The organism is Geodermatophilus sp. SYSU D00815, assembly GCF_054050035.1.
Genome location: NZ_JBJGYO010000001.1, coordinates 488,445 through 511,074, shown reverse-complemented (window position 1 = coordinate 511,074; position 22,630 = coordinate 488,445). Strand labels below are relative to the sequence as shown.

Genomic DNA, 22,630 nt, shown 5'->3' with positions numbered 1-22,630 from the left:
GGATGTGGTGCCGGACGGCGCGTCCCCCGTCGAGCACCATGACGGTCGGCAACCGGGTTGGCACACTTCGTGATGTGAGCGTGACGAATCAGCAGGAGCTGGAACGGCTCGAGTTCATCGCCACGGACGGTCTGTACAACACCGGACCGATGCCGACCAGCCTGCGCTACTTCGCCGGCATCCTCCGCCGGCACTGGCGGGGCTCCCGCTGCCTGGAGCTCGGCCCGGCGGAGGGGATCGTCACGGAGGAACTGGCCGAGGCGTTCGCCGAGCTCACCGTCGTGGACGGGTCGAGCTCGTTCTGCCGGGAGCTGTCGGCGCGATTCCCCGGCGTGACGGTGGTCAACGCGCTGTTCGAGGAGTTCACCCCGGCGCACCGGTTCGACACGGTGGTCCTCGGGCACGTGCTCGAGCACGTGCTGGACCCGGTCGGCCTGCTGGTGCGGATCCGGGACTGGGTCGCTCCGGGCGGCGTCGTGCTCGCCACGGTGCCGAACGCGCACAGCCTGCACCGCCAGGCCGCCGTGCTCATGGGGCTGCTGCCGGTGGAGCACGCCCTGAACGAGACCGACCACCGCTTCGGGCACCGCCGGGTGTACGACCCGGCCGGCCTGCGCGCCGACTTCGCGGCGGCGGGCTGGACCGTCACGCACACCGGCGGGTACTGGCTCAAGCCGGTGTCCAACGCGCAGATCGCCGAGCAGTGGAGCCCCGAGATGCTCGACGCCTTCCTGCAGCTGGGCGAGCGCTACCCCGACTCGGCAGCGGAGATCTATGTCGTCGCCGAGCCGTGACGCCGTGCTGGAGCAGTCGCTCCAGCGCCTGGACTGGCAGCCGGTCGTGCTCGCCGAGTCCCCCCGCCGGCTGGACCTGCTCCCGCTGACGCCCTCCTGGCCGACCCGGGAGCTGCGCGTCCGCGTCCACCGCAACACCGCGTTCGAGTACGTCGCCTCGCTGCTGCCCCCGTTCCTCGCGTACGCCGGCCTCCGCGCCACGTTCGAGCACAGCGACTACGACGACTCGCTCAGCGGCGCCGCCCTCGACGGCCCGGCCGCCGACGTCGAGCTGGTCTGGCTCGACTTCGACCGCTACCGCGAGACCGACCCGGCGGCGCTGGCCGACTGGCTCGTCGAGCGCCTCCGGGCGCTGCGCGCGCGGACCCTCGCCCCCCTCCTGGTCGCGGACCGGCCGGGCTCCGACGAGGCCGCGGCGGCGTTCAACCGCCGGCTCGAGCAGCGCCGCCACGAGGTGCCCGGCCTGGCCGTCGCGGACCTGTCCGCTGTCGCCCGGCGGGTGGGTGACGCCTTCGTCGACCCGCGGACGCGGGCCGTCGCCGGCACCGGCATGAGCGCGCGCGCCGCCGTCCTGGTGGCGCAGCGGATGGGGCTGCGCTGGCTGCCCGCGCTCGTCGCTCCGCGGATCAAGGCGCTCGCCGTGGACCTGGACATGACGCTGTACGAGGGCGTGCTCGGCGAGGACGGGCCGGACGGCGTCGTGCTCACCCCGGGGCACCGCGACCTCCAGCGCTCGTTGCGCGATCTCCGGGAGGAGGGCGTCCTCCTCGCCCTCGTGTCCCGCAACGAGCCCCGCGACGTCGAGGCCCTCTTCGCCACGCGCACCGACTTCCCCCTCCGGCTGGAGGACTTCTCGGCACGGGCGATCGGTTGGGGCGCCAAGAGCGAGGGCGTGGCTGCGGCGGCGACCGAGCTGCGGATCTCGACCGAGGCGGTCGTGTTCGTCGACGACAACGCCGGTGAGCTCGCCGAGGTCTCCGCCGGTACGCGCATCGGCGGGCTGGTCCACGCCGCGGATCCCGAGCGGACGGCCACCGCGCTGTCCCTGTTCCCCGGCCTGCACGGTCACCCGCGCACCGAGGAGGACGCGTTGCGCGCCGCCGACCTGGCGGCGGCCGCCGAGCGGGTGCAGCTCGCCGACGGCGACCCCGCCGCGTACCTGCGCTCCCTGCGGGTCCGCCTGGACCTGTCGCTGGACCGCGCCGACCACCTGCCCCGGATGGCGGCGCTCGCGGCCAAGACCAACCAGTTCAACGCGGCACTGCGGCGCACCGGTGAGGCCGAGCTGGCGAGCTGGCTGGAGGGCGGGGACGTCCACGTGGTCACGGCCGCGCTCGGCGACCGGTTGTCCGACAGCGGCGTCGTCGCCCTGGTGGCCGGCCGGCGGGGAGCCGACGGCGGGGTCCTGGTCGAGGAGCTGTGCGTCAGCTGCCGCGCACTCGGGCGCGGCATCGAGGACGTGCTGCTGGCCGCCGCCGTCGGCCGGCTGATGGAGGAGTTCGACGCCGTCACCGCGGCCGCGGCCTACCGGCCGGGTCCGCGCAACGAGCCCGCCCGCGCGTGGCTGGCCGCGCACAGCGGCGCGCCGGTCGCGACGCCGGGTGAGGTCCTCCTCCCGTGGGACCCGACGGCGTGCAGGAAGATGGTCGACGACGCTCCGGTCACCGTGAGCTGGGAGGAAGAGGGATGACCCGCCAGGACGTCGAGCAGCAGGTGCACGAGGTGCTCGCGCTGGTGCTCAAGCTGCCGAGCCCCCCGGACGCACCGATCGCCCGTGCCGAGGTGCCCGAGTGGGACTCGCTGGCGCACATCGAGATCATCTACGCCGTCGAGGAGAGCCTCGGCATCACCTTCACCGAGCAGGAGATGGCCGCGCTGGACGGCTCGGCCGCGATCACCGAGGCGGCGGAGCGGCACCTTGCGGCATGACCTCCGCCTGGAGGGCATCGCGTTCCGCCTGCGCCCGGTCGCGGTGACCGACGCCGCGACGATCGTGGACCTGCGGCGCGACCCGAGCCGCTCCCGGTACCTGCACGCGACCGACCCCTCGGTGGCGGCGCAGCTCCGCTGGCTGGAGGACTACTTCCGGCGCGAGGGCGACTACTACTGGGCGGTCGACCGGCTCGCCGACGGCTCCACCGAGGGCTTCGTGGGCATCTACGACGTCGCCGGCGGCGAGGCGGAGTGGGGCCGCTGGGTGCTGCGGCCGGGGTCCCTGGCGGCGCCGGAGAGCGCCTGGCTGCTCCACGAGGCCGGCTTCGCGCTGCTGGGCCTGGAGTCGCTGATCTCCCGCACCCTGGCCGAGAACCGGGCGGTCGTCGCCTTCCACGCCCGGTCCGGCGCCGAGACCGTGCGCACCATCCCGGGCCACACGGAGGTCGACGGAGTGCCGCAGGACGCGGTGGAGGCCCGCATGACGCGGGCGCGCTGGGCGACCGCCGGTCCGGCCCTGCGCGCGTCGGCCGAGCGCACGGCGGCCCTCCTCCGCCGGGCCGGCGGCCGCTGACCCTCCCGGCCCCCGAGGACACCGCGGGTCCGGTCGCCGCCCGGGACGCCACGGCGGCGCGACGTCCGGCGCGAGGTGACCGGCTCGCCGAGGCCCCACGCGCCCCCTCGTCGGTCAGCGCTGGAGCAGCTCCACCAGGCTCCGCGTCCGGAGCATGACGAACGCGACCGGCCGGCCGTCGAACGCCACGGCCGCCGCGGGCGGCGAGACCACCCGGTGCCCCGCCCGCCCGAGCCGCGCGAGCGCGCCGTCGAGGTCGTCGGTCTCGTAGCAGACGTGGTACATCCGCACCCCGCGCTGCAGCCAGTCCAGCAGTGGTGACCGCTCGTCCAGGGGCTCGAGCAGCTCGACCCGGAACGGCCCGAGGGTCTGGAACGCCCCGCGCACGCGCTGGTGCGGGTCCTCGAACACCGCGCCCTCGGGCCGGAACCCCAGGAGGGCGTGCGCCGCCGTCTCGGCGGCGAGGTCGCGGCAGGCCAGTCCGACGTGGTGGAAGGTCAGCCCAGGGAGCGGCGGGACGGCGGGGGCGGTCACCGGACCGCGTCGCCGCCGACGGCGGCCGACGCCTCCTCCCACAGCGGTGAGGTCAGGATGAGCTCCAGCTCGTCGAGCACCTCGGGCTGCGGCGGCAGCTCGGCCTCGATCGCCGGCCCGTCGGACGAGGGACGCCGGAGGTCGATGTTGAGGTCCCCGCAGTCCTCGGCGGTGAGGCCGTTCACCGCGAGGACGGGCTGCAGGGCGGCGACGCTCCGCGCCCCGGACCCGTCGTCCTCCGCGGCGAGGGGCAGGCTCACCGTGAGCTCGGGGTGCTCCTGGGCCAGCGCGACGAGCCGCGCCGTCCAGGCGGGGTGGTCTTCCCAGCCGGGCGCCACGCGCACCGACAGCCGGCGCTGCCCGCTGTCCTGGCCGGCCACGAAGAGGTCGCCGCGCATGCGGCCGTCCATCTGCGGCCCCAGGGCCGCGCCGAACGCGGCCGGCTCCGGCGCCGACCGCCCCCCGAGGGTGAAGGGCAGCAGGGTGCTGCCGTACGCCGTGTCCACCACCGGCCGCGGGTACTCCGCCAGGTCGGCGACCGGGACCTCGCGCACCTGCCGGTACACCCGCTCCAGGGCCTCGTCCCAGCCGGCTCCGGCGTGCGCCGCCAGCACGTCGGACCGCACCTGCTCGCCGCGCTTGCGGCGCAGCCCCGGGTCCTCGACGAGCGCGCGGAGGGCCGCCACGTACTCGTCCTGCGTGGTGTGGGCGTATCCGGTGTCCGCGAGTCCCGGCGCATCGGTGCAGAAGAGCTGGGCGTACCCCTGGTGCAGCTGCAGGCTGAGAGGAGGCAGACCCGCGGCGGCGGCTTCGAGGGTCGAGGTGATGCTGCCGCACGGGAAGGAGTCGAGGTAGACGTCCATCCCGGGGTACAGGGTCTCCACACCCTCCACCAGGCCCAGGGGGAACACCCGTCCCGGGAAGGTGGACACCAGGCGCCCCCAGGCGCCGTCCGCCGTCGGTCCGGCCAGGACCACCACCAGCTCCGGGATCCGGATCAGCAGGCGGCCGACGAGCGAGTCGAACCCCTGCCCCCAGATCGGCGCCATCTTCATCGCGCTGGCGACCGACACCGCGGCGACCTGGTCGGGTCGCAGCCGGAACTGCTCCCGGACGGCGCTGCGCGTCGAGCCCCCCGCGGCCGGTTCGACGGGCAGGGGGAGCACGGCGAGCCGCTCGTCCGGCACGCCCCGCAGCTCTCGGCTGACGCGGCGCCCGATCGCCCGGTTGTCGACCACGACGTCGGCCGCCCCGAGCCCGAGCCAGAACGTGTGGTCGGCGTGGTTCTCGAGGACGATCGGCGGGCGTGCCCCCGGCAGGCTCGCGGCCGCCAGCGCCACGGCGTCGTACGGGTGGACGTGGAGCACCACGGTGCCGACGCCGTCCATCAGCGCCCGCAGCACGCGCGCCCGGGCCGTGAGATCGGGGTACCCCTCGCGCAGGTCGTAGACGCGGCCTCCCGAGCGCGCGACCGCCTCCCGCAGGTTCGCCGGCACGGGGCCGTGCTGCATCGTCAGCGCGACGTCGGCCGGGCGCGGGTCGCGCTCGACCCACCGCCACGCCAGCCGGGTGTGGCCGCCGACGGCGTACCCCTCGGTCAGGACGTGCAGGACCCTGCCGTCCTCCCGCTGCCGGTCGACCCGGACGGCGCCGTCCCCCCGCACCGCGTCCCGGACCAGCCGCTCCAGCTCCGGATCGGCCAGCGCACCGGTCGGCGCGTTGTAGGCGAAGTTGGCCGCCACGGTGGCGGTGCGCAGGACGCGCTCCACGTCCCCGCGGCGCGCGTGGCTGCGGACCGCGGCCACGATCTGCTCGTAGGTCTGCCGGTTGTCCTGCAAGCGGTGGTCGGAACCGGTCGCTGCCTGCATCAGATCGAGCTCCATCGTCGTCGCGGGCGCAGCACGTCGTCCCCGCAGCCGGGGCAGGGCGGCGGTACGCGCTGGGTGGTGCCCTCCCGTCGGACCCCCGTGGGGAAGCCACCGGACACGAGGGGTGCGGCGGCGACAGTAGTGGAGCAGCCGCGCCGCACCGGGCAGGTCCCACGGGTCGGCGGAGCGGCCGGCGCAGCAGCCGCACCAGCCACACGCGGGTCCCCCACGTAGCGTCGGACCGGGCCGTCGCGCCCACCGTCCCCTGCCCCCGGCGAGGTCCCAGGAGCCATGCCCGTCCCCTTCAACGAGACCGCGCGCGAGTACCGCGACCTCCAGCCGCAGCTCGAGGAGGCGGCGCTGGCCGTCCTGCGCGGCGGGCACTACGTGCACGGCGCCCAGCACGCCGCCTTCGAGCGCGACCTCGCCGGCTTCCTCGGCGCGCCGCACGCCGTCGGCGTGGCCAACGGCACGGACGCGCTCGAGATCGCGCTGCGCGCGGTGGGCGTCGGCGCGGGCCGCGAGGTGGTGACCGCCGGCAACGCCGGCGGCTACGCCGCGGCGGCCGCCCGCGCCACCGGCGCCGACGTGGTCGTCGCCGACGTCGACCCCGGCAGCCTGCTGCTCGACGCCGCCAGCGCCGCGGCGGCGTGCACGGAGCGCACGGCCGCCGTGGTCGTCACCCACCTCTACGGGCGCGCGGCCGACGTCGCGGCGCTGCGCGCGGTGCTGCCGGACCACGTCGCGCTCGTCGAGGACTGCGCGCAGGCCGTCGGGGCCGCGACCCCGGCCGGGCGGTGCGGGACGCTCGGGGACGTCGGCACCTTCAGCTTCTACCCCACCAAGAACCTCGGGGCCCTCGGTGACGGCGGCGCGGTGACCTGCCGCGACGCCGGCACGGCCGAGCGGGTCCGGGCGCTGCGCCAGTACGGGTGGTCGCAGCGCTACGTCGTCGGCACCGCGGGCGGGCGCAACTCCCGGCTCGACGAGCTCCAGGCGGCCCTGCTGCGGGTCAAGCTGCCGCACGTCGACCGGTGGAACGCCCGCCGCCGCGCCATCGTGGCCGCCTACGCCGACGCCGCGGCGGGCACGGCGCTCGAGCTGCCCGCGCCCGCACCCGGCGACGTGGGGCACCTCGCGGTCGGGCGGCACCCGGACCGCGACGACCTCGCCGGTCGGCTGGCGGCGCTGGGCGTCGCGACCGCCGTCCACTACCCCGTCGCCGACCACCTGCAGCCGGCGCTCGGCGCCCGGGTGGGCCCGACGGGAGCCGCGGAGGCGGAGCGGGCGTGCGCCGAGGTGATCAGCCTGCCCTGCTTCGCGTACCTCACCGACGCCGAGGTCGAGCAGGTGTGCTCGGCCGTCCGGCGGGCCGCCTGACCACCGGCGCCCGGCTGGAGACCTTCCACAAGAACCCGCGCGCCGGTCGGCAAGCCCTGCGCGGCGTCCTCCCGGGCGAACGGGGAGATGTCGGGTTCCATGGAAGGCATGTCGGTCGAGGCGCTCCCGGTCCACCCCCGTCCCGAGCGGCGGACCAACCCGTGGGGACGCCGGGCGGCGGACCGGAACTGGCCGCCGGGGGGTGCCGCGCTCGGCTGCCGCATCGTCGAGCTGCCGCGCATCACCGACCCCCGCGGCAACCTCACGTTCGTCGAGGGCTCCCGGCACGTCCCCTTCGAGGTGCGCCGGGTCTTCTACCTCTACGACGTCCCGGGCGGTGAGGCGCGCGGCGCCCACGCCCACCGGGAGCTCGAGCAGCTCGTCATCGCCGTCTCCGGCAGCTTCGACGTGGTCGTCGACGACGGGACCGACTGCGAGCGCTTCACGCTCAACCGCTCCTACTACGGGCTCTACCTCCCGCGCATGATCTGGGCCCACCTCGAGAACTTCTCCAGCGGCAGCGTCAGCCTGGTCCTCGCCTCCCAGGAGTACGACGAGGCCGACTACTACCGCGACTACGACGAGTTCCTGAGGGCCAAGGCCGCGGAGGCGGACCCGGCCGGGGCGAGGTGACCGGCACCTCTTCCGGCGAGCGGGAGGGCGGGGCCGCGCGATCGGTCCGTGCGCAGTAGCGTCCCCCCTTGATGAGCGAGACAGATGTAGCCCTGCGCTACCCCGGTGGAGAACTGCCCCTGCCCGTCGTGCCCTCCACCGAGGGCTCCGACGGCATCGACACGAGCAAGCTGCTGGCGACGACCGGCCAGGTCGCGCTGGACATCGGCTTCGTCAACACGGCGTCGTGCACGTCGGCGATCACCTACATCGACGGCGACGCCGGCGTCCTCCGCTACCGCGGCTACCCGATCGACCAGCTGGCCGAGAAGTCGAGCTTCCTGGAGGTCAGCTACCTGCTGATCTACGGCGAGCTGCCCACGGCCGACCAGCTGGAGGCGTTCGACCAGCGGATCCGCCGGCACACGCTGCTGCACGAGGACCTGAAGATGTTCTTCAACGGGTTCCCGCGCGACGCGCACCCGATGCCGGTGCTCTCCTCGGCGGTCAGCGCGCTGTCGACCTTCTACCAGGATTCGCTGGACCCGTTCAACGACGCGCAGGTCGAGCTCTCGACCATCCGGCTGCTGGCCAAGCTGCCGACCATCGCGGCCTACGCGTACAAGAAGTCGGTCGGCCAGCCGTTCCTGTACCCGGACAACTCCTGCGGCCTGGTGGAGAACTTCCTGCGGATGACGTTCGGCTTCCCGGCCGAGCCGTACGAGCAGGACCCCGAGCTGGTCAAGGCGCTGGACATGCTCTTCGTCCTGCACGCCGACCACGAGCAGAACTGCTCCACCTCCACCGTGCGGCTCGTCGGCTCGTCCCAGGCGAACCTGTTCGCGTCGGTGTCGGCCGGCATCAACGCGCTGTTCGGCCCGCTGCACGGCGGCGCCAACCAGTCGGTGCTGGAGATGCTCGAGGCGATCCAGAAGGACGGCGGCGACATCCCGCGGTTCGTCGAGCGGGTGAAGAACAAGGAGCCCGGCGTCAAGCTCATGGGCTTCGGCCACCGGGTCTACAAGAACTACGACCCGCGCGCGGCGATCGTGAAGCGCACCGCCGACACGGTGCTGGACAAGCTGGGCGGCAACAACGAGCTGCTCGACCTGGCCCGCCAGCTCGAGGAGGTCGCGCTCAACGACGAGTACTTCATCCAGCGCAAGCTCTACCCGAACGTCGACTTCTACACCGGCCTGATCTACCGGGCGATGGGCTTCCCCACCCGGATGTTCACCGTGCTGTTCGCGCTCGGCCGGCTGCCCGGCTGGATCGCCCAGTGGCGGGAGATGATCAGCGACCCGGCGACGAAGATCGGCCGGCCGCGCCAGGTCTACACCGGCGCGACCGAGCGCGAGTACCTGGACATCGCCAAGCGCTGAACCGACCGCTCGCGGGGCCGGCGTCGCCGACGCCGGCCCCGCGGCGCGTCCGCGTCCGGGTGTCCCCGCTGGTGGGGAGCCCTACGGTGGGGTCGCACGCGCATCCCTGGAGGACCGACCATGGCCGAGCAGCCCGCCGAGGACGTCCTCATGCTGCCCCCGATCCCCCTCGCCACCGGCAGCGTCGTCGAGCCCGAGGACGACGGCTCCCCGGTCCGGATCACCAAGCTCGAGTTCGTCGTCTCCACCGAGGACGGCGGCGAGCTGCGCATCCCCCTCGTGCACCGGCACGGCGCCTGGTGGGCGCCGTAGCGTTCCACCGATCGGGCGACACCACCGGGATTCACCCTCCCCCTCGCGGGTGAGACCGCCCCGCGCGGCCCTCCTGCTCCCCTCGCGCGCCGTCGATGGACGGGCTGACGCTCCGCTGCGATCCGCAGCCGGGGCCGGCCAGTCCGGACGACGAGACCGCGGGGGGACCACGCAGTGCCTGGCACCCGCACGTCCGCGCCGGCGTCCCGGGCCCGCACCACCGCCCGCCCCTCCGCCCGCCCCTCTGCCTCCGCCGCCCGGCCGCCGCTGTCGGCCGCGGAGGCCGCGCGGCTGCGGCAGCTGCTCGCCGAGCGCGCCGCCGCGGGGCAGCCGGTCGTGCGCCGGCAGCCGTCCGGCCGGGTCCCCGCCCGCACGACCGGGGCCCGAGCCCGCGCCGCCCGGGAGGCCCGCGCGGAACGGCGCCGGCTGGCCCGCCGCCGGTGGTCGCGGCGGATCTCGTTCACCGTCGGCGCGCTCACCGTGCCCGCCGTCCTCGCCGTCCTCCTGCCGACGACGCCGACGCCCGGCGCCGCCGGCACGGCCTCCGACGCCACCTCGCTGGCCCTCGCCGCCCAGGCCACCCTGGTCGACGCCGCCGGCCGCTACCGGCAGCTGGAGCAGCAGGCCACCCAGCGCCGTGCCGAGCTGGCCGCCGCCGAGTCGGCCGCGGCCGACGCCCGCGCCGCCGCGGCGGCCGAGCAGGCCGTCGTCGGGGACGCCGCCGCCGGCCTCTACCGCGCCCCCGCCGCCGGCCGCTTCCCGCTGCTCGGCCTGGACGCCGCGCACCCCGACGCCACCGCCGACGTCCTCTACCGGCAGGCACTGGCCGACCGGGCCGACGAGCGGCTGCAGGGCGCCGTCGTGCGCGCCGAGCGCGCCGCCGCCGCGGCCGCGGCGGCCGGGGTGGTCGTCGCCGACGCCCGGTCCGCGCTGCGGTCGGCCCGGCGGGAGGCCGCGGCCGCGCTCACCGAGGTCCGCGAGGCCACCGACGGGATCGCCCCGGAGGTCGCGCTCACCCTGGCCGGGCTCACCACCGGCACCGCCCAGCAGGACCGCGGCACCGCGGCGCTGCACCGCTGGCAGGAGTACCTGGCCCGCCTCGCCGCCGCCGGCATCGACCCGCCGAAGGCCCGCGAGCTGGCCTCCGCCGACTCCCTCCCGGCGGGCATGTCCCCCGCGCTCGACGCGGCGGGCGAGCCGATCCCCGGCGTGGCGTGGGCGGTCATCGGCAGCAGCCCGGTCACCGTGCTGCCGGCCGAGACCGTGGCCGCGGTCAGCTCCGCGCTGGCCCAGCTCGGCAAGCCGTACGTCCCCGGCGGCACCGGCCCCGACGCCTTCGACTGCGGCGGCTTCACCGCGGCCACGTGGCTGCTGGCCGGCTACGCCCTGCCCCTGACCCCGGCCGGCCAGTGGTCGACCGGCGCCGCGGTGCCGGTGGGCGACCTGCAGGTCGGCGACCTCGTCATCGGCGACGGTGGCCAGGACGTCGGCATCTACCTCGGGGCCGGCGAGGTCGTCGGCGCCTCCGCGGTCGACCGCACCGTCACCGTCCGCCCGCTCGGCACCGCCGTCTCCGCCGTCCGCGTGACGCTACCGGCGCCCGACGCGGCCAACCCCGCGCTGACCCCGGCCGCCGGCATGGGCGCCTGCGGTGCCCCGCTGCCCCCGCCGGGGAAGGTGGACCCCGCCTGGGGCGGCTACGGCAACGGCCGCATCCCGGCGTCGGCGCTGTGCCGGCTGGGCGTGGGCGGGCACGCGCTGCGCTGCGACGCCGCGGCGTCGTACGCGGCCCTGGGCGACGCGTTCCTGGCCGCCTTCGGCAGCCCGCTGTGCATCACCGACTCCTACCGGTCCTACGCGTCGCAGGTGGCGGCCTACCGGGCCAAGCCGCGGCTGGCCGCCTGGCCGGGGACGTCGAACCACGGGTGGGCGCTGGCGGTCGACCTCTGCGGCGGCATCAACGTCGCCGGCAGCCCGCAGTGGGCGTGGATGCAGGCCAACGCCGGCCGGTTCGGCTTCGTCAACCCGCCGTGGGCCCGGCCGGGCGGCGAGAAGCCCGAGCCCTGGCACTGGGAGTACGGCGTCTTCGACTAGCACCGAGATGGCCATCTCGGTGACGGGCGCTCAGGTCCAGGGGAGGTCGGGCAGGCGGCGCGAGGGCAGGATGACGCAGGCCTCGCCGGTCTCGCCCGCGAGGCGGGCGGCGACCCCGGGCCCGGCGCAGGCCACCGGCCGCCGCGGGGTCACCACCACCGTCATCTCGGCCAGTTCGAGTCCGGCCGCGGCGGTGCGCGCCCGCAGCCGCTCGGGGTCCACCAGACCGGCGGTGGCCAGCAGCGGCGCCGACGGGTGCGACCAGAGCCCGACCGGCCCCTCGATGCGCACCTCCAGGTCCACGTCGCCGGCCCGGCCCGCGGCGGCCGCGCGGGTGCGGCGCACCAGGCGGGCGTCGGCCGGGTCCGACGGCGTCCAGGGCACGAGCAGGTCCCCGCGGCGGACGACGACCCGCCAGGCGACGGCGGTCTCGGCGCGGTCGGTCCAGTCGAGGACGGCGACGCCGGCCGCGGTGGCGGCGGAGTCGGTCACCGGCCGGTGCGCCACCCAGGTCACCAGCGCGGCCCCGAGTGCGTCAGGGGTGGCGCGCACGCCGGCGTCGGTCATGTCCGCGGCCAGGTCGGCGAGGTGCACGTGCACGCGGCGCTCGTCTTCCTCGAGGAGGAGCGCGGAGCGCTGGACCGCCAGCCGCAGCCGGGAGGTCGCGAGGCGGGGCAGCACCGTCTCGGCGACGTCGCGCAGGTCCGCGACCTGCACCGGCTCCGGCCGCAGGCGGTGCAGCAGGCCCAGCGGCGAACGTCCGAACGGGCTCTCCCCCATCAGGCGGGGACTCCCGACAGCACCGCCCGCAGCTCGTCCGAGAGCGTGGGCACGGCGAGCACGCCGGCCAGCTCCTCGGCCGACAGCCGCACAGGCAGCACGTCGGCGTCCCAGCCGGTCGCCCGGCGCACGCGGTCGGCGGTCGCGGGCCAGACCGCGTCCCGGGCCGCGGCGACGTGCAGCTCGGTGAGCACGTCCTGCAGCCGGATCGCGGCCACCGGGTGGAGCCGCGCGCCGGCGAGCTCCTCCCGCAGCGCGGCAGCCAGCTGCTCCCGGTGCCGCGCCGTGAGCCAGTGCGGAACCAGGACCTGCGGCAGCGGGTCCCCGTGGATCGCGGTCACCGCCGTCCCTCCCCGTGTCGGCCCGGCGCCCCGGCCGCTGTGCGGCGGCGGGGGGTCGGGCGCGGTGTCACGGGTTGGATATCGGCACTGCGGGACCTGGATGGACCCCAGTCACGGGCGAAAATGCACAGAACTTCCGCCCCCCGATGTGGCAGGGGCCCGGTTCCGCAACCGGAACCGGGCCCCTCGCAGCATGCCGGAGCGGCCCCGCGGAGGACGCGCGGAGCCGGCCTCGCTGCGGGCCCGCCCCGGGCGTGCGAGGGGCGGGGGGCAGCGGGGTCCTTTCAGTCGTCCAGCTCCGCGAGGCGCTGCTTGAGCGCCTTCTCCACGCGGTCGGCGTAGACGTTCATGTTGCGCACCGAGGTGTTGAGCTCGTTCGACAGCTGGGTCTTGGTGCGCCCGCCCCAGGTCGTGAGGTACCACGTCGCCCAGCCCAGCACGTTCGGCTGCCCCGCCCGCTGGTCGCGGCGCGCGTCCGGGTCGGGCGCGCAGGCCGCGGTGAGCGCGTGCGACAGCAGCGTCTGCTCGGCCTCGCCCATGATCTCGTCGGGCGCCTCGGAGGAGTCGGGCAGCAGCACCTCGGTGGCGTCCGGTCCGCCGTCGAGCGACTGCAGGTTGCGCAGCCCGTTGAGGGTGGCCACCGTCTGCGAGTTGCGGCGCAGGGTCTCGACGCTCTGGCCCATGTACGCGGCGAGCTCCCGCTCGCTGGGCCGGCGCTGGTGCTCGGCGATGAACGCCGCGATCGCCTTCTGCTGCTTGTGCTCGGTGTCGGCGGCGGTCCGGCCGTGGGCGTTGCGGCCCAGGTCGTGCACCCACTTGGACAGCTGCGTGGCCAGGAACGCCCCGAAGGGGACTCCCTTGGTCTCGTCGTACTGGCTGACCGCCTTGAGCACCCACTCGTAGACCTGCTGGCCGAGGTCGTCCGGGTCGGGCAGGTGCAGCCGGATCGTGCTCATGTTGCGCTGCAGCCGCTTGAGGCTGACCGGCCCGTAGTGGCGGCACAGGTCGGCCAGGAACGCCGGCGGCAGGTCACGCGGCGCGCGGCGGCGGACGTCGGTCTCGGCCCGCAGGCCCACGGTGGTGCAGCCGTGCCGCGCGCACCAGGCCTTCACCCAGTCGGCCAGCACCGACGCCGAGCCGGGGGCGCCGTCCACCCGGTAGAGGCCGTCGCCCTGGTCGTAGCTGACCGTGACGCCGTCCGGTGCGTCGGCGCGGAACTCCTCCAGCGGCAGCTCGCGGTCGACCCGGAAGTGCACCCGGTCGAGGACGGCGATCGGCGCCAGCCGCCACCCCTCGGCCTCGGGGATGCCGCCGAAGACGAGCGGCGCGCGGGACTGGGACAGCACACGGTCGGACACCGGAACTCCTCGGACTGCGGGGAAGACAGGAGAGGGGGAGGTCAGGCCGGGATGCGCTCGACGAGCGCGGCCTCGCGCGGGGCCGGCACGGCGGCGCCGGCGCCGCGGGCGGCCGTCTCGAGCAGCGCCGCGGCGGCGGCGCGCTCCTCGGCGGCGGGCTCCGCGGTGTAGACCGGCATGTGGTCGTACAGCGACGTGAAGATGCCGGTGACGAAGGCGTAGGCCGCCTGGGCCTGCGGCGAGAACTTCGCGATCGCGGTGCGCGGGCCCAGCTCCACGCCGACGGTCAGCCGGACGACCCGGTCGTCCTTGCTCACGCCGGTGACCGCGAAGGACACCGACTCGTGCTCCGCGGCCAGGGCCGCCAGCGCCGCCAGGCACTTGCGGGTCGCACCGCGCCGCGGGCGCAGCTGCACGTGCACCACCACGGTCTCGGTGTCGAGCGTGGCTGCGTTGTTCGATGCAGTGCGTGACATGGTGATCGCCCCCTGTTGCGTGCCTGGGGGAAATCTGCCGCATCGCCGCCCACGACACGGCACAACACCTGCCGTGTCCCTCCCAGTTGTGGAGGGCACGGTTCGGCAGGTCTTGCCCGTGTCGTGGCTGCGCTGGACCGTGATCGCGGACGCGCGGGCGAGGCCTGACAAATCTGCCGGGCCCCGGCCGCGACATCTGTCAGGCGGACGGCTCCTGGTGCGTCACCGGGGTCGCGTCCCCCGCCGGCTCGGCCGCCGCGGCGGCCGGCACGAAGGCGGCCAGGGCGCCGAGGCTGTCGGCGGTCACCTGCGCGGCGAGGAGGTTGGCCTCGGCGATCTGCCGGTAGACCTCCTCGCGGTGGATCGGCACCTCGCGGGGGGCCTTGAACCCCAGCCGGACCGTGCCGCCGCGGACCTCGACGACGTGCACCTCGATGTCGTCGCCGATGCGGATGGTCTCGCCGACGCTGCGCGTGAGAGTGAGCATCTGTTACCCCTCCATGGGTTGTGGTGGCCTCCTGGCACGGGCGGCTCGGCAGGTGGATCCCGGCCGCCCAGCATCCTTATCGGCGCAGGGGACGCCGGATCGGATGCGTTCCGTCGGCGAGCACGACCTGGCGGGCGCGGCCGGCGACGGGGTTGACCACGACGGGAGCACGCAGGTTCGCCGTGGCGGCGCCGACGTCCCCGCGGGGCACCGTCAGCAGGCAGTACAGCAGCGCCTCGGCCGGGTCCTCCAGGTCCAGCTCGGCGCAGACGGTCCGGGGCAGGACCGGGGCGTAGTCGGGGAAGAAGCGGGCCGCCGGGGCGGCCAGGAACCGGGGCCCGTCGAGCGCCACGGACTGCAGCCAGAACAGCAGCCCGTCGGTGTCGGCCGCGACGAGGACGTAGTCCCTGTGGCGGGGGAAGCCGGGCAGCGGCTCGGCCAGCGCCAGCACCGCCACGGAGGCGGGCCGGGTCGCGGCGGGCGACAGCGTCATCGGGGTCGTCCGTCCGCTCAGCGCAGGTAGTCGAGCAGGGTGGGCTGGAGCGACTGTGCGGTGACCTGCAGCGCGGCCTCGTAGTTGTTCTGCTGCATCTGCAGCTCCATGAGCGTCTTCGGCAGGTCGACGTCCTCCGTGTCGGCCAGCCGGCTCTTCAGGTTGAGCGCGGTGTCGGCGTTCACCGCGGCCGCCGTCTCCATCCGCGTCGACCGCGTGCCCACGTCGGCGGCGGCCTCGAGCAGGTGGTCGAGCGCCGCGTCGAGGTCGGCCAGGTCGGTGGACAGGGACGTCTGGTCCCCGACGTGCGCGGCGATGTTCTCGACCACGGAGAAGAGGTCCTTGCCGGTCGCGGGGTCGCCGAAGGCCTCCACCCCGGTGATGTCGACCCGGATCGTCTCGACGGCGGAGACCCGCCGCTCGAGCGGCTGCACGGCGATCCCCGCCGCACCCCCGACGCCGACGTAGCCGCCGTCGGCGTCGTAGGCCTTGTCCCCGCTCGTCACCCCGCCGAAGAGGGGCCGTCCCTGCACGACCAGGTTCGCCTGCTGCAGCATGCTCTCGCGGATGCCGCCGACCTCGGTCGAGATCGCGGCCAGCGACTGGTCGGTGCCGCCGCCCTCGTTGAGCGCCTGGACCGCGAGGTCCCGGACGCGGCGGAGCTGGGTGAGCATGTTCTGCATCGCCGAGTCGGTGGCGTCGAGGAACGTCTTGCCGTCGGAGATGTTGCGCGCGTACTGGTCGTTGGCGCTCATCGCCTGCCGGGTGAGCAGCGACGTGTTCGTCCCCGTCGGCGAGTCCGACGGGCGGCTGATCGTCTTGCCGGACGTCAGCTGCTGCTGGAGCCTGTCGATGGCGGTCTTGTTGTTCATCAGCCCCTGGAGGCTGGTGAGCGCCATCGCGCGCTGGGTGATCCGAATGGCCATCGTCAGGTCACCGCACCATGTTGATCAGCGTGTCGAGCATGGAGTTGATCGCCGAGACGAGCTGGCCGGCGGCGGCGTACCCGTGCTGGAACTGCAGCAGGTTGGTGACCTCCTCGTCGAGGTTCACCCCCGAGACCGACTCGCGCGAGGCGTCCACCTGCGCGCCGATCACGGTCTGCGTGGTCAGCCGGTTGGTCGCCGTCTGCGCCTCCACCCCCAGGCCGACGATCATCTGGCGGTAACCGTCGTCCGCTCCCCCGGTCTTCAGGCCGACCTGGTAGATGCGGTCGGCGTTGGTGTTGTCGGCGGAGGGCGAGCCACCGGCGGCCGTCGGGGAGAGCTCGGCGGCCGCGAGCTCCTTCGGGTCGGAGATCCGCAGGGTCAGGTTCGCGGCGGTGATCTGCGAGTAGTCGACCGCGGCGGGCGGGGCGGCGTTGCCCAGCAGCTCCGCGCCCGGGTCACCGTTCTGGTCGTAGCCGGCCATGTGGGCGGCGTTCAGGTCGGTGGCCAGCGTGCGGGCGATGCCGTCGATCGCCGCGCGGTAGCTCGGGATCGTCGCCGTGAGCGCGGTGAGCTGCCCCTCGGCGGTGCCCCCCGGCCGGACGAGGACGCCGGCCGGCGAGGTCACGATCCGCGGCGGGTCGCTGCCCACCAGGTCGGGGTCGTTGCTGCCCCGCATGGCCAGCGAGATGGTCTTGTCCCCGGAGACGAGCGTGACGCCCCCGACGGACACGGTGAGCGTGCCGTCGGCGGCGGCGCTGGACGTGGCCCCGACCTTGTCGGCCAGCTCCATGACCAGCACGTCGCGCTTGTCGGCCAGCTCGTTGCTGGGCAGGCCGACCTGGGTGCTGCGCCGGATCTGCGCGTTGAGGTCCGCGATCGACCGCGCGGTGGCGTTCACGTCGTCGACCAGGGTCGACAGGCCGGCGTGCGTCCCCGCCCACTGCTGGTCGAGGGCGGCACGCGTGGTGCGCATGCCGGAGACGAGCGTCTCGGTGCGCTGCAGGACCTGGGTGCGCGCTCCCGGCTCGGTGGAGTTGCTGTGGACGTCGCCCCAGGCCGACCACATGTCGGCCAGCTGGGCCTGGATGCCGGTGGTGCCCGGCTCGCGGAACGCGTCCTCGATCTGGGCGAGCGTGTCCTCGGCGACGGTCAGGCTGGCGGCGCTGGCGTGCTCGAGCTGGGCGCGGGACTCCAGGAAGCTGTCGCGGATGCGGGCGACCTTCTCGGCGCTGACGCCCTCACCCACGTTGTTGTTGACGGCGTGGACGGCCGGGACGGCGGTGCCGCCCAGCGACTGCAGCTCGGCGCGCTGGCGCGAGTAGCCGACCGTGTTCATGTTGGCCAGGTTCTGGCCGGTCACGTCCATGCCGCGCTGGTTGGCCCACAGCGCCGTCCGGGCGGTGTTGAGGCCGCCGAACGTCCCCGTCACAGGGCACCGTCCAGCGTGACCGCCCGGGAGTCGCCGTTCTGGGTGCGGCCGCTGGCGCCGTAGGTGCCGGCGGTCGGCGTCCGCACCGACAGCAGGGCGTCGCCGATGACGGCCATGCCGCCCTCGATGAGCTCCCGGTTGGCGTCCGACAGGCTGCGCAGGTCGGTGACCAGCACGAGCAGGGCCTCGTGGTGCTTGGCGAACAGGTCGTTCCAGGGGGTGGGCGCCTTCTCGGCCAGCTGGCGCAGCGACGGGTTCGCGCCGAGGCCCAGGTGCACCGCGATCGCCTCGGAGGCGGCGGCGCGCTCGACCTCGATGGTCCGCAGCTGGTCGAGGACGACCTCGATCTCGTGCGCGATGCGGGCGAGCCAGCGCGTCTTGCCGGTGAGGATCAGGTACTGCTTCTCCTCGGCCTTGAACAGCAGCAGGTCCAGCAGCTCCTGCTCGCGCCAGAGCAACGTCGACAGGTGCTGGAAGTCCACGTCCTCCACCGCCTTCCCTCGTCTCGCCGCGCGGGGTCGCCCCACGCCGTGCGGATCTCGTCGGGTGTGGCTTCGGCACCCCGCGCCGGGGCCTCAAGCCGAAACGCGGACCCGAACGGGGGAAGCGCTCCAGCCGGCGAGGAAATGTGCCGACGACGGTGCGATGGGCGGCTGAACCAGCCGAGAAGAGACGGCGTGAGACCTGCCCGAGCCCTCGCGCCCGATCGCCCCGGTTCCCGGCCGCCGGCGGACCGGCGGTCGGCGGCCGACATCGAAGCGCTGGTGACCGAGCACCTCCCCCTCGCGCACTTCGCGGTCAACGCCGTCGCCTCGCGGATCTCGCTGCCCGGCCACGTCAGCCGCGAGGACCTGGTCTCCTGCGCGCAGGTGGCGCTGGTCGAGGTCGCCCGCCGGTTCGACCCGTCGGCCGGCGCCTCCTTCGCCACCTACGCCCTCGCCCGGCTCCAGGGCGCCGTCCTCGACGAGCTGCGCAGCGGGGACTGGGCCAGCCGCTCGGTGCGCGCCGCCGCCCGGCGCACGGAGGCGGCCACCGACGCCCTCGCCATCGAGCTCGGGCGGCCGCCGACGAAGGCAGAGCTGGCCGCGCGCCTCGGCGTCGCCCCCGGTGAGATCGACGCGCTGCAGGTCGACGTCCACCGCGCGGTGATGGTGAGCATCGACGCCAACGCCGGCGAGGGCGGATCCCTCGACCTGCCGGACACCGGCGAGTCCCCCGAGCGCGCCCTGCTGCGCAGCGAGCGCACCCGGCACCTGCACGACGCCATCCGTGCCCTGCCCGACCGCCTGGACGAGGTCATCGAGCGGAATTTCTTCGGTGATGAATCGCTGACCGAGATCGCGGACGACCTCGGCGTGACCCTGTCGCGGGTCTCGCAGATGCGTGCGCGGGCGCTGACCCTCCTGCACGCCGCGATGAGCGAGGTCTGGGAGGGCAAGCAGGTCCCCGCCGAGGGCGGGGTGCGGGCCCGCAACCAGCAGCGCCTCTACGTCGACCGGGTCGCCGGGCGGGCGGCGGCGCCCACGCTCCCCCGCCCCCGGACGCCCTGGCAGGTGCCGGGCCTCGGGGCGGCCGCGCAGCCGGCCTGAGCTCCTCCGGCACGGGCGCGCGGGAGGAAAAACTTTCGCCCCGTTCGCCTCAAGTCGGGACGCCCCCGCGCCGTAACTACCCCTGCAAGGAATCCGCAGCACGGATGCAGCGGACAACCCCCGAGACCCGATTCCAAGGAGGAAAACCGTGGGTCTGAGCGTCAACACCAACGTCGCTGCCCTCAACGCGTACCGGAACCTGTCGGTCACGCAGGGTGCGATGAACAAGTCGCTGGAGAAGCTGTCCAGCGGCTTCCGGATCAACCGGGCCGCCGACGACGCCGCCGGCCTGGCGATCTCGGAGGGCCTGCGGTCGCAGATCGGTGGCCTGAAGGTCGCCGTCCGCAACGCGCAGGACGGCATCTCGGTGGTCCAGACCGCTGAGGGTGCGCTCACCGAGACGCACTCCATCCTGCAGCGCATGCGCGACCTCGCGGTGCAGGCGTCCAACGACGGTGCCCTGAGCGACACCGACAAGGCGAAGGCGGACAAGGAGTTCCAGGAGCTCGTCAAGGAGCTCAACGACATCGCCAGCAAGACGACGTTCAACGGCACGAGCCTGCTGAGCGGCGGCTACTCCGGCAAGAACTTCCAGGTCGGCGCCAACGCCGGTGAGACCCTCACCGTCACCATCGGCGACATGCGGGCCAACGCCCTGGGCATCTCGGGTGCCGCCGCCTCCGGGATCGGCAGCGCCTCCGCCGCCTCCGGTGCGCTGAACGCCGTCAACACGGCGATCGGCACGGTCTCCGACCAGCGGGCCAGCCTGGGTGCCATCCAGAACCGGCTCGAGCACAAGATCAACAACCTGAACGCGACGATCGAGAACCTCACCGCGTCGGAGAGCCGGATCCGCGACACCGACATGGCCCAGGAGATGACCAACTTCTCCCGGACCCAGATCCTGAGCCAGGCCGGTACCGCGATGTTGGCCCAGGCCAACCAGTCCTCGCAGGGCATCCTGCAGCTGCTGGGCTGATCCCCCGGTAGCAGGACCTAGCACCACCCTGGTGAGGGGGGAGGCCCCGGCCTCCCCCCTCACCCACATCCGCCGGGCACCCGGCCCGTGACCGATCGGAGCAGCGATGGCGACGGCGAGCATCAGCGGCCTCATCTCGGGCCTGGACACGGCCACCCTGGTCAGCCAGCTCATGCAGCTCGAGGCCCAGCCGCAGACGCTGCTCAAGAGCAAGCTCGCGGACACGCAGGACGACGCCGCCGCGTACCGGGACATCAACACCAAGTTCGACGCCCTCCGCACCGCCGCCGAGGCACTGGGCAAGGCCGCGACCTGGTCCGCGGCGAAGGCGAGCAGCTCCTCCGCCGGCGTCGTGGCGACCGCGTCGGCGACGGCCACGTCCGGCTCCCTCCTGTTCGACGTCAAGGAGCTCGCGGCCAGCCACTCCGTGCTGAGCACCGCCACCTGGGCCAACGCCACGGACGCCGCCGGGCTGGGCTCGCCGCTGACCCTGACCAAGAACGGGACCACGACGTCGATCGCGCTCAAGGACGGCGCCACGCTGAACGACGCGGTCACCGCCATCAACGCGGCCAACGCCGGGGTGAGCGCCGCCGCGGTCAAGACCACCACCGGCTACCGCCTGCAGCTCACCTCCACGACCTCCGGCGCCGGCAGCACCTTCACCGTGGCGCCCAGCGGCGGCACCACCTCCGCCTTCCCCGTGCTCACGCAGGGCGCGGACGCGCGCATCCACGTCGGCCCGGCCACCGGCGGCTACGACGCCGTCTCGTCCACCAACACCTTCGGCGAGCTCATGCCCGGCACGTCGGTCACCGTGAACCAGACCGGGACCGCGACCGTGACCGTGACCAGCGACCCGGACGCCGTCGCCGCCGCCGTCCAGAACCTGGTCACCGCGGCCAACAACGCGCTGTCGACCGTCGCCGAGCACACCGACAGCAGCTCCGGCAGCACCGCGGTCCTCAAGGGCGACACCGTGCTGCAGTCCCTGACCGGCAAGGTGCTCGACGCCGTCGCCTACGCGGTCGGCGCCGACGGCTCGGCCGCCACGGCCGGGCTGCAGCTGACCAAGGACGGCCAGATCGCCTTCGACAAGACCGCGTTCGTGGCGAAGCTGAAGTCCGACCCGGCGCTCGTGCAGCGCCTGGTCGACGGCCGGGCGGCGGCCGATCCCGACGGGGTCGCCGGCAACTCCGACGACGTGACCGCCGTCCCGGGTGTCGCGCAGCGGCTGCTCGCCGTCGCCAAGGCGGCGACCGACTCGACCACCGGCACCCTCACCCTGCTCGCCAAGAGCGAGGACTCGCTGGCCGAGGACATCCAGGACCAGATCGAGGCCTGGAACCTCCGGCTGGAGAAGCGCCAGGCGACGCTCACCGCCCAGTTCACCGCGATGGAGACGGTGCTCAGCACGCTGCAGAGCCAGTCGTCGTGGCTCTCGGCGCAGCTCTCGTCGCTGCCCACCCGGTCGTCGAAGTCCTGATCCACCGCACCAGGAGGAAATCCCCATGAGCACGGCCGCCCTGCGTGCCCGCTACCTCGGTGACTCCATCACCACCGCCTCCCCCCAGCAGCTGCTGGTGATGCTCTACGACCGGCTGGCCCTCGACCTCGAGCGCGCCCACGTCGCCCTCACCGACGGCAACCGCGCGGAGGCCAACGCCCAGCTGCAGCATGCCCAGGACATCCTGCTGGAGCTGCAGTCCAGCCTGGACGTGGACGCCTGGGAGGGCGGCCCCCGCCTGGCGGCCCTCTACACCTGGCTGCTCACCGAGCTGATCAAGGCCAACGTGAAGGGCGACGTGCGCCGGGTGGCCGACTGCCGCAAGGTCGTCGAGCCGCTCCGCGACGCCTGGAGGGAAGCGGCCGCCTCCCTGGCGTCGTGCCCGGCATGACCGACGACGGGACGGCGCGGCCGGTCACCTGGCACACCGTCCTCGACGACCTCGAGGGGCAGGTGCTCGAGGCCGAGGCCACCCTGGCCCGCGACCGGGCCGACGAGATCGCCGCCTGGGGACGGCGGTCGCAGGACTGGGTGCCCCCGTCGTCCGTGGGGCCGCTGCCCGACGAGCTGCGCGAGCGCGCCGCCCGCCTCCTGCAGCACCAGCTCGCCGTCGCAGAGCGCCTGGTCGAGCGCATCACCCAGAGCCAGCGCCAGCGGGACGTCGCCGCACGCATGTCGTACGGCCCCAGCCGGCCGGTTCCCGCCTTCATCGACAAGGCCCTCTGACCCCTCGGGGAACGCGAGCGGTGCCGGACCGGCCCCGGACTGCCGATGAGTACC

At 74.5% G+C, this 22,630-nt stretch carries 25 protein-coding genes; 14 read left to right on the top strand and 11 right to left on the bottom strand.

Annotated features, from left to right (window positions below; all coding sequences use genetic code 11):
- Positions 1–74 precede the first annotated feature (74 nt).
- From ACI78S_RS02540 to ACI78S_RS02525, 4 genes are read left to right on the top strand one after another with little or no spacing between them, the layout of a single operon-like run.
- Positions 75–794, top strand: a complete 720-nt coding sequence (locus tag ACI78S_RS02540) for a class I SAM-dependent methyltransferase (protein WP_456970628.1) — start codon at positions 75–77, stop codon at positions 792–794.
- Complete coding sequence (locus tag ACI78S_RS02535) at positions 775–2,484, top strand: HAD-IIIC family phosphatase (protein WP_456970627.1); 1,710 nt, start codon at positions 775–777, stop codon at positions 2,482–2,484. Before ACI78S_RS02540 ends, ACI78S_RS02535 begins: the two co-directional genes overlap by 20 nt.
- On the top strand, positions 2,481–2,723 hold the full coding sequence (locus tag ACI78S_RS02530; RefSeq protein WP_456970626.1) for an acyl carrier protein: 243 nt from the start codon (positions 2,481–2,483) through the stop codon (positions 2,721–2,723). The genes ACI78S_RS02535 and ACI78S_RS02530 overlap by 4 nt, the downstream gene beginning before the upstream one ends.
- The gene (locus ACI78S_RS02525; RefSeq protein ID WP_456970625.1) at positions 2,713–3,300 is read left to right on the top strand and encodes a GNAT family N-acetyltransferase; all 588 of its coding nucleotides are present in this window, start codon (positions 2,713–2,715) and stop codon (positions 3,298–3,300) included. Before ACI78S_RS02530 ends, ACI78S_RS02525 begins: the two co-directional genes overlap by 11 nt.
- Before the next feature lie 114 nt (positions 3,301–3,414).
- Here ACI78S_RS02525 and ACI78S_RS02520 read toward each other — a convergent pair whose 3' ends face one another.
- Together ACI78S_RS02520 and ACI78S_RS02515 are read right to left on the bottom strand one after the other, a co-directional pair.
- Entirely contained in the window at positions 3,415–3,834 is a 420-nt protein-coding gene (locus tag ACI78S_RS02520) for a VOC family protein (RefSeq protein ID WP_456970624.1), read from the bottom strand.
- Positions 3,831–5,702 carry a hypothetical protein gene (locus tag ACI78S_RS02515; RefSeq protein ID WP_456970623.1) on the bottom strand — a complete coding sequence of 624 codons (1,872 nt, stop codon included), beginning with the start codon at positions 5,700–5,702 and terminating at the stop codon, positions 3,831–3,833. The genes ACI78S_RS02520 and ACI78S_RS02515 overlap by 4 nt, the downstream gene beginning before the upstream one ends.
- A gap of 291 nt (positions 5,703–5,993) precedes the next feature.
- Here ACI78S_RS02515 and ACI78S_RS02510 point away from each other — a divergent pair, with 291 nt between their 5' ends.
- From ACI78S_RS02510 to ACI78S_RS02490, 5 genes are all read left to right on the top strand, one after another.
- Positions 5,994–7,082: a DegT/DnrJ/EryC1/StrS family aminotransferase gene (locus tag ACI78S_RS02510; protein WP_456970622.1), complete on the top strand. Its 1,089-nt coding sequence runs from the start codon at positions 5,994–5,996 to the stop codon at positions 7,080–7,082.
- Between the two features lie 108 nt (positions 7,083–7,190).
- Positions 7,191–7,715 carry a sugar 3,4-ketoisomerase gene (locus ACI78S_RS02505; protein ID WP_456970621.1) on the top strand — a complete coding sequence of 175 codons (525 nt, stop codon included), beginning with the start codon at positions 7,191–7,193 and terminating at the stop codon, positions 7,713–7,715.
- A gap of 71 nt (positions 7,716–7,786) precedes the next feature.
- Complete coding sequence (locus tag ACI78S_RS02500) at positions 7,787–9,076, top strand: citrate synthase (RefSeq protein ID WP_456970620.1); 1,290 nt, start codon at positions 7,787–7,789, stop codon at positions 9,074–9,076.
- Positions 9,077–9,196: 120 nt separating this feature from the next.
- Complete coding sequence (locus ACI78S_RS02495) at positions 9,197–9,388, top strand: hypothetical protein (RefSeq protein ID WP_456970619.1); 192 nt, start codon at positions 9,197–9,199, stop codon at positions 9,386–9,388.
- A gap of 174 nt (positions 9,389–9,562) precedes the next feature.
- A complete protein-coding gene (locus tag ACI78S_RS02490) occupies positions 9,563–11,482 on the top strand; it encodes an NlpC/P60 family protein (protein ID WP_456970618.1) in 1,920 nt (639 codons plus the stop codon).
- Positions 11,483–11,512: 30 nt separating this feature from the next.
- On the opposite strand, the gene ACI78S_RS02485 is transcribed toward ACI78S_RS02490, so the two are convergent.
- From ACI78S_RS02485 to ACI78S_RS02445, 9 genes are all read right to left on the bottom strand, one after another.
- Entirely contained in the window at positions 11,513–12,262 is a 750-nt protein-coding gene (locus ACI78S_RS02485) for a hypothetical protein (protein ID WP_456970617.1), read from the bottom strand.
- Positions 12,262–12,603 (bottom strand): hypothetical protein, encoded by a 342-nt coding sequence (locus tag ACI78S_RS02480; protein WP_456970616.1) that lies wholly within the window; start codon positions 12,601–12,603, stop codon positions 12,262–12,264. The genes ACI78S_RS02485 and ACI78S_RS02480 overlap by 1 nt, the downstream gene beginning before the upstream one ends.
- 284 nt (positions 12,604–12,887) lie before the next feature.
- Positions 12,888–13,961, bottom strand: a complete 1,074-nt coding sequence (locus ACI78S_RS02475; RefSeq protein ID WP_456970615.1) for a flagellar biosynthesis protein FliA — start codon at positions 13,959–13,961, stop codon at positions 12,888–12,890.
- 41 nt (positions 13,962–14,002) lie between these two features.
- The gene (locus ACI78S_RS02470; protein WP_456970614.1) at positions 14,003–14,437 is read right to left on the bottom strand and encodes a hypothetical protein; all 435 of its coding nucleotides are present in this window, start codon (positions 14,435–14,437) and stop codon (positions 14,003–14,005) included.
- Positions 14,438–14,636: 199 nt separating this feature from the next.
- Complete coding sequence (gene csrA / locus ACI78S_RS02465; protein WP_456970612.1) at positions 14,637–14,924, bottom strand: carbon storage regulator CsrA; 288 nt, start codon at positions 14,922–14,924, stop codon at positions 14,637–14,639.
- A gap of 76 nt (positions 14,925–15,000) precedes the next feature.
- The gene (fliW, locus tag ACI78S_RS02460) at positions 15,001–15,417 is read right to left on the bottom strand and encodes a flagellar assembly protein FliW (RefSeq protein WP_456970611.1); all 417 of its coding nucleotides are present in this window, start codon (positions 15,415–15,417) and stop codon (positions 15,001–15,003) included.
- A 17-nt stretch (positions 15,418–15,434) separates the two neighbouring features.
- Positions 15,435–16,343, bottom strand: a complete 909-nt coding sequence (flgL, locus tag ACI78S_RS02455; protein WP_456970610.1) for a flagellar hook-associated protein FlgL — start codon at positions 16,341–16,343, stop codon at positions 15,435–15,437.
- 7 nt (positions 16,344–16,350) lie between these two features.
- On the bottom strand, positions 16,351–17,775 hold the full coding sequence (flgK, locus tag ACI78S_RS02450) for a flagellar hook-associated protein FlgK (RefSeq protein ID WP_456970609.1): 1,425 nt from the start codon (positions 17,773–17,775) through the stop codon (positions 16,351–16,353).
- Positions 17,772–18,266 carry a flagellar protein FlgN gene (locus tag ACI78S_RS02445; protein WP_456970608.1) on the bottom strand — a complete coding sequence of 165 codons (495 nt, stop codon included), beginning with the start codon at positions 18,264–18,266 and terminating at the stop codon, positions 17,772–17,774. The genes flgK and ACI78S_RS02445 overlap by 4 nt, the downstream gene beginning before the upstream one ends.
- 273 nt (positions 18,267–18,539) lie before the next feature.
- On the opposite strand from ACI78S_RS02445, the gene ACI78S_RS02440 reads away from it, so the two are divergent.
- From ACI78S_RS02440 to ACI78S_RS02420, 5 genes are all read left to right on the top strand, one after another.
- Positions 18,540–19,364, top strand: a complete 825-nt coding sequence (locus ACI78S_RS02440) for a sigma-70 family RNA polymerase sigma factor (RefSeq protein ID WP_456970607.1) — start codon at positions 18,540–18,542, stop codon at positions 19,362–19,364.
- A gap of 148 nt (positions 19,365–19,512) precedes the next feature.
- Complete coding sequence (locus ACI78S_RS02435; protein ID WP_456970606.1) at positions 19,513–20,343, top strand: flagellin N-terminal helical domain-containing protein; 831 nt, start codon at positions 19,513–19,515, stop codon at positions 20,341–20,343.
- A gap of 106 nt (positions 20,344–20,449) precedes the next feature.
- Entirely contained in the window at positions 20,450–21,829 is a 1,380-nt protein-coding gene (gene fliD, locus ACI78S_RS02430; RefSeq protein ID WP_456970605.1) for a flagellar filament capping protein FliD, read from the top strand.
- 25 nt (positions 21,830–21,854) lie between these two features.
- A complete protein-coding gene (fliS, locus tag ACI78S_RS02425; protein WP_456970604.1) occupies positions 21,855–22,241 on the top strand; it encodes a flagellar export chaperone FliS in 387 nt (128 codons plus the stop codon).
- Positions 22,238–22,576, top strand: coding sequence for a hypothetical protein (locus ACI78S_RS02420; protein ID WP_456970603.1), 339 nt, complete (start codon positions 22,238–22,240; stop codon positions 22,574–22,576). The genes fliS and ACI78S_RS02420 overlap by 4 nt, the downstream gene beginning before the upstream one ends.
- The last annotated feature ends 54 nt before the right edge of the window (positions 22,577–22,630 follow it).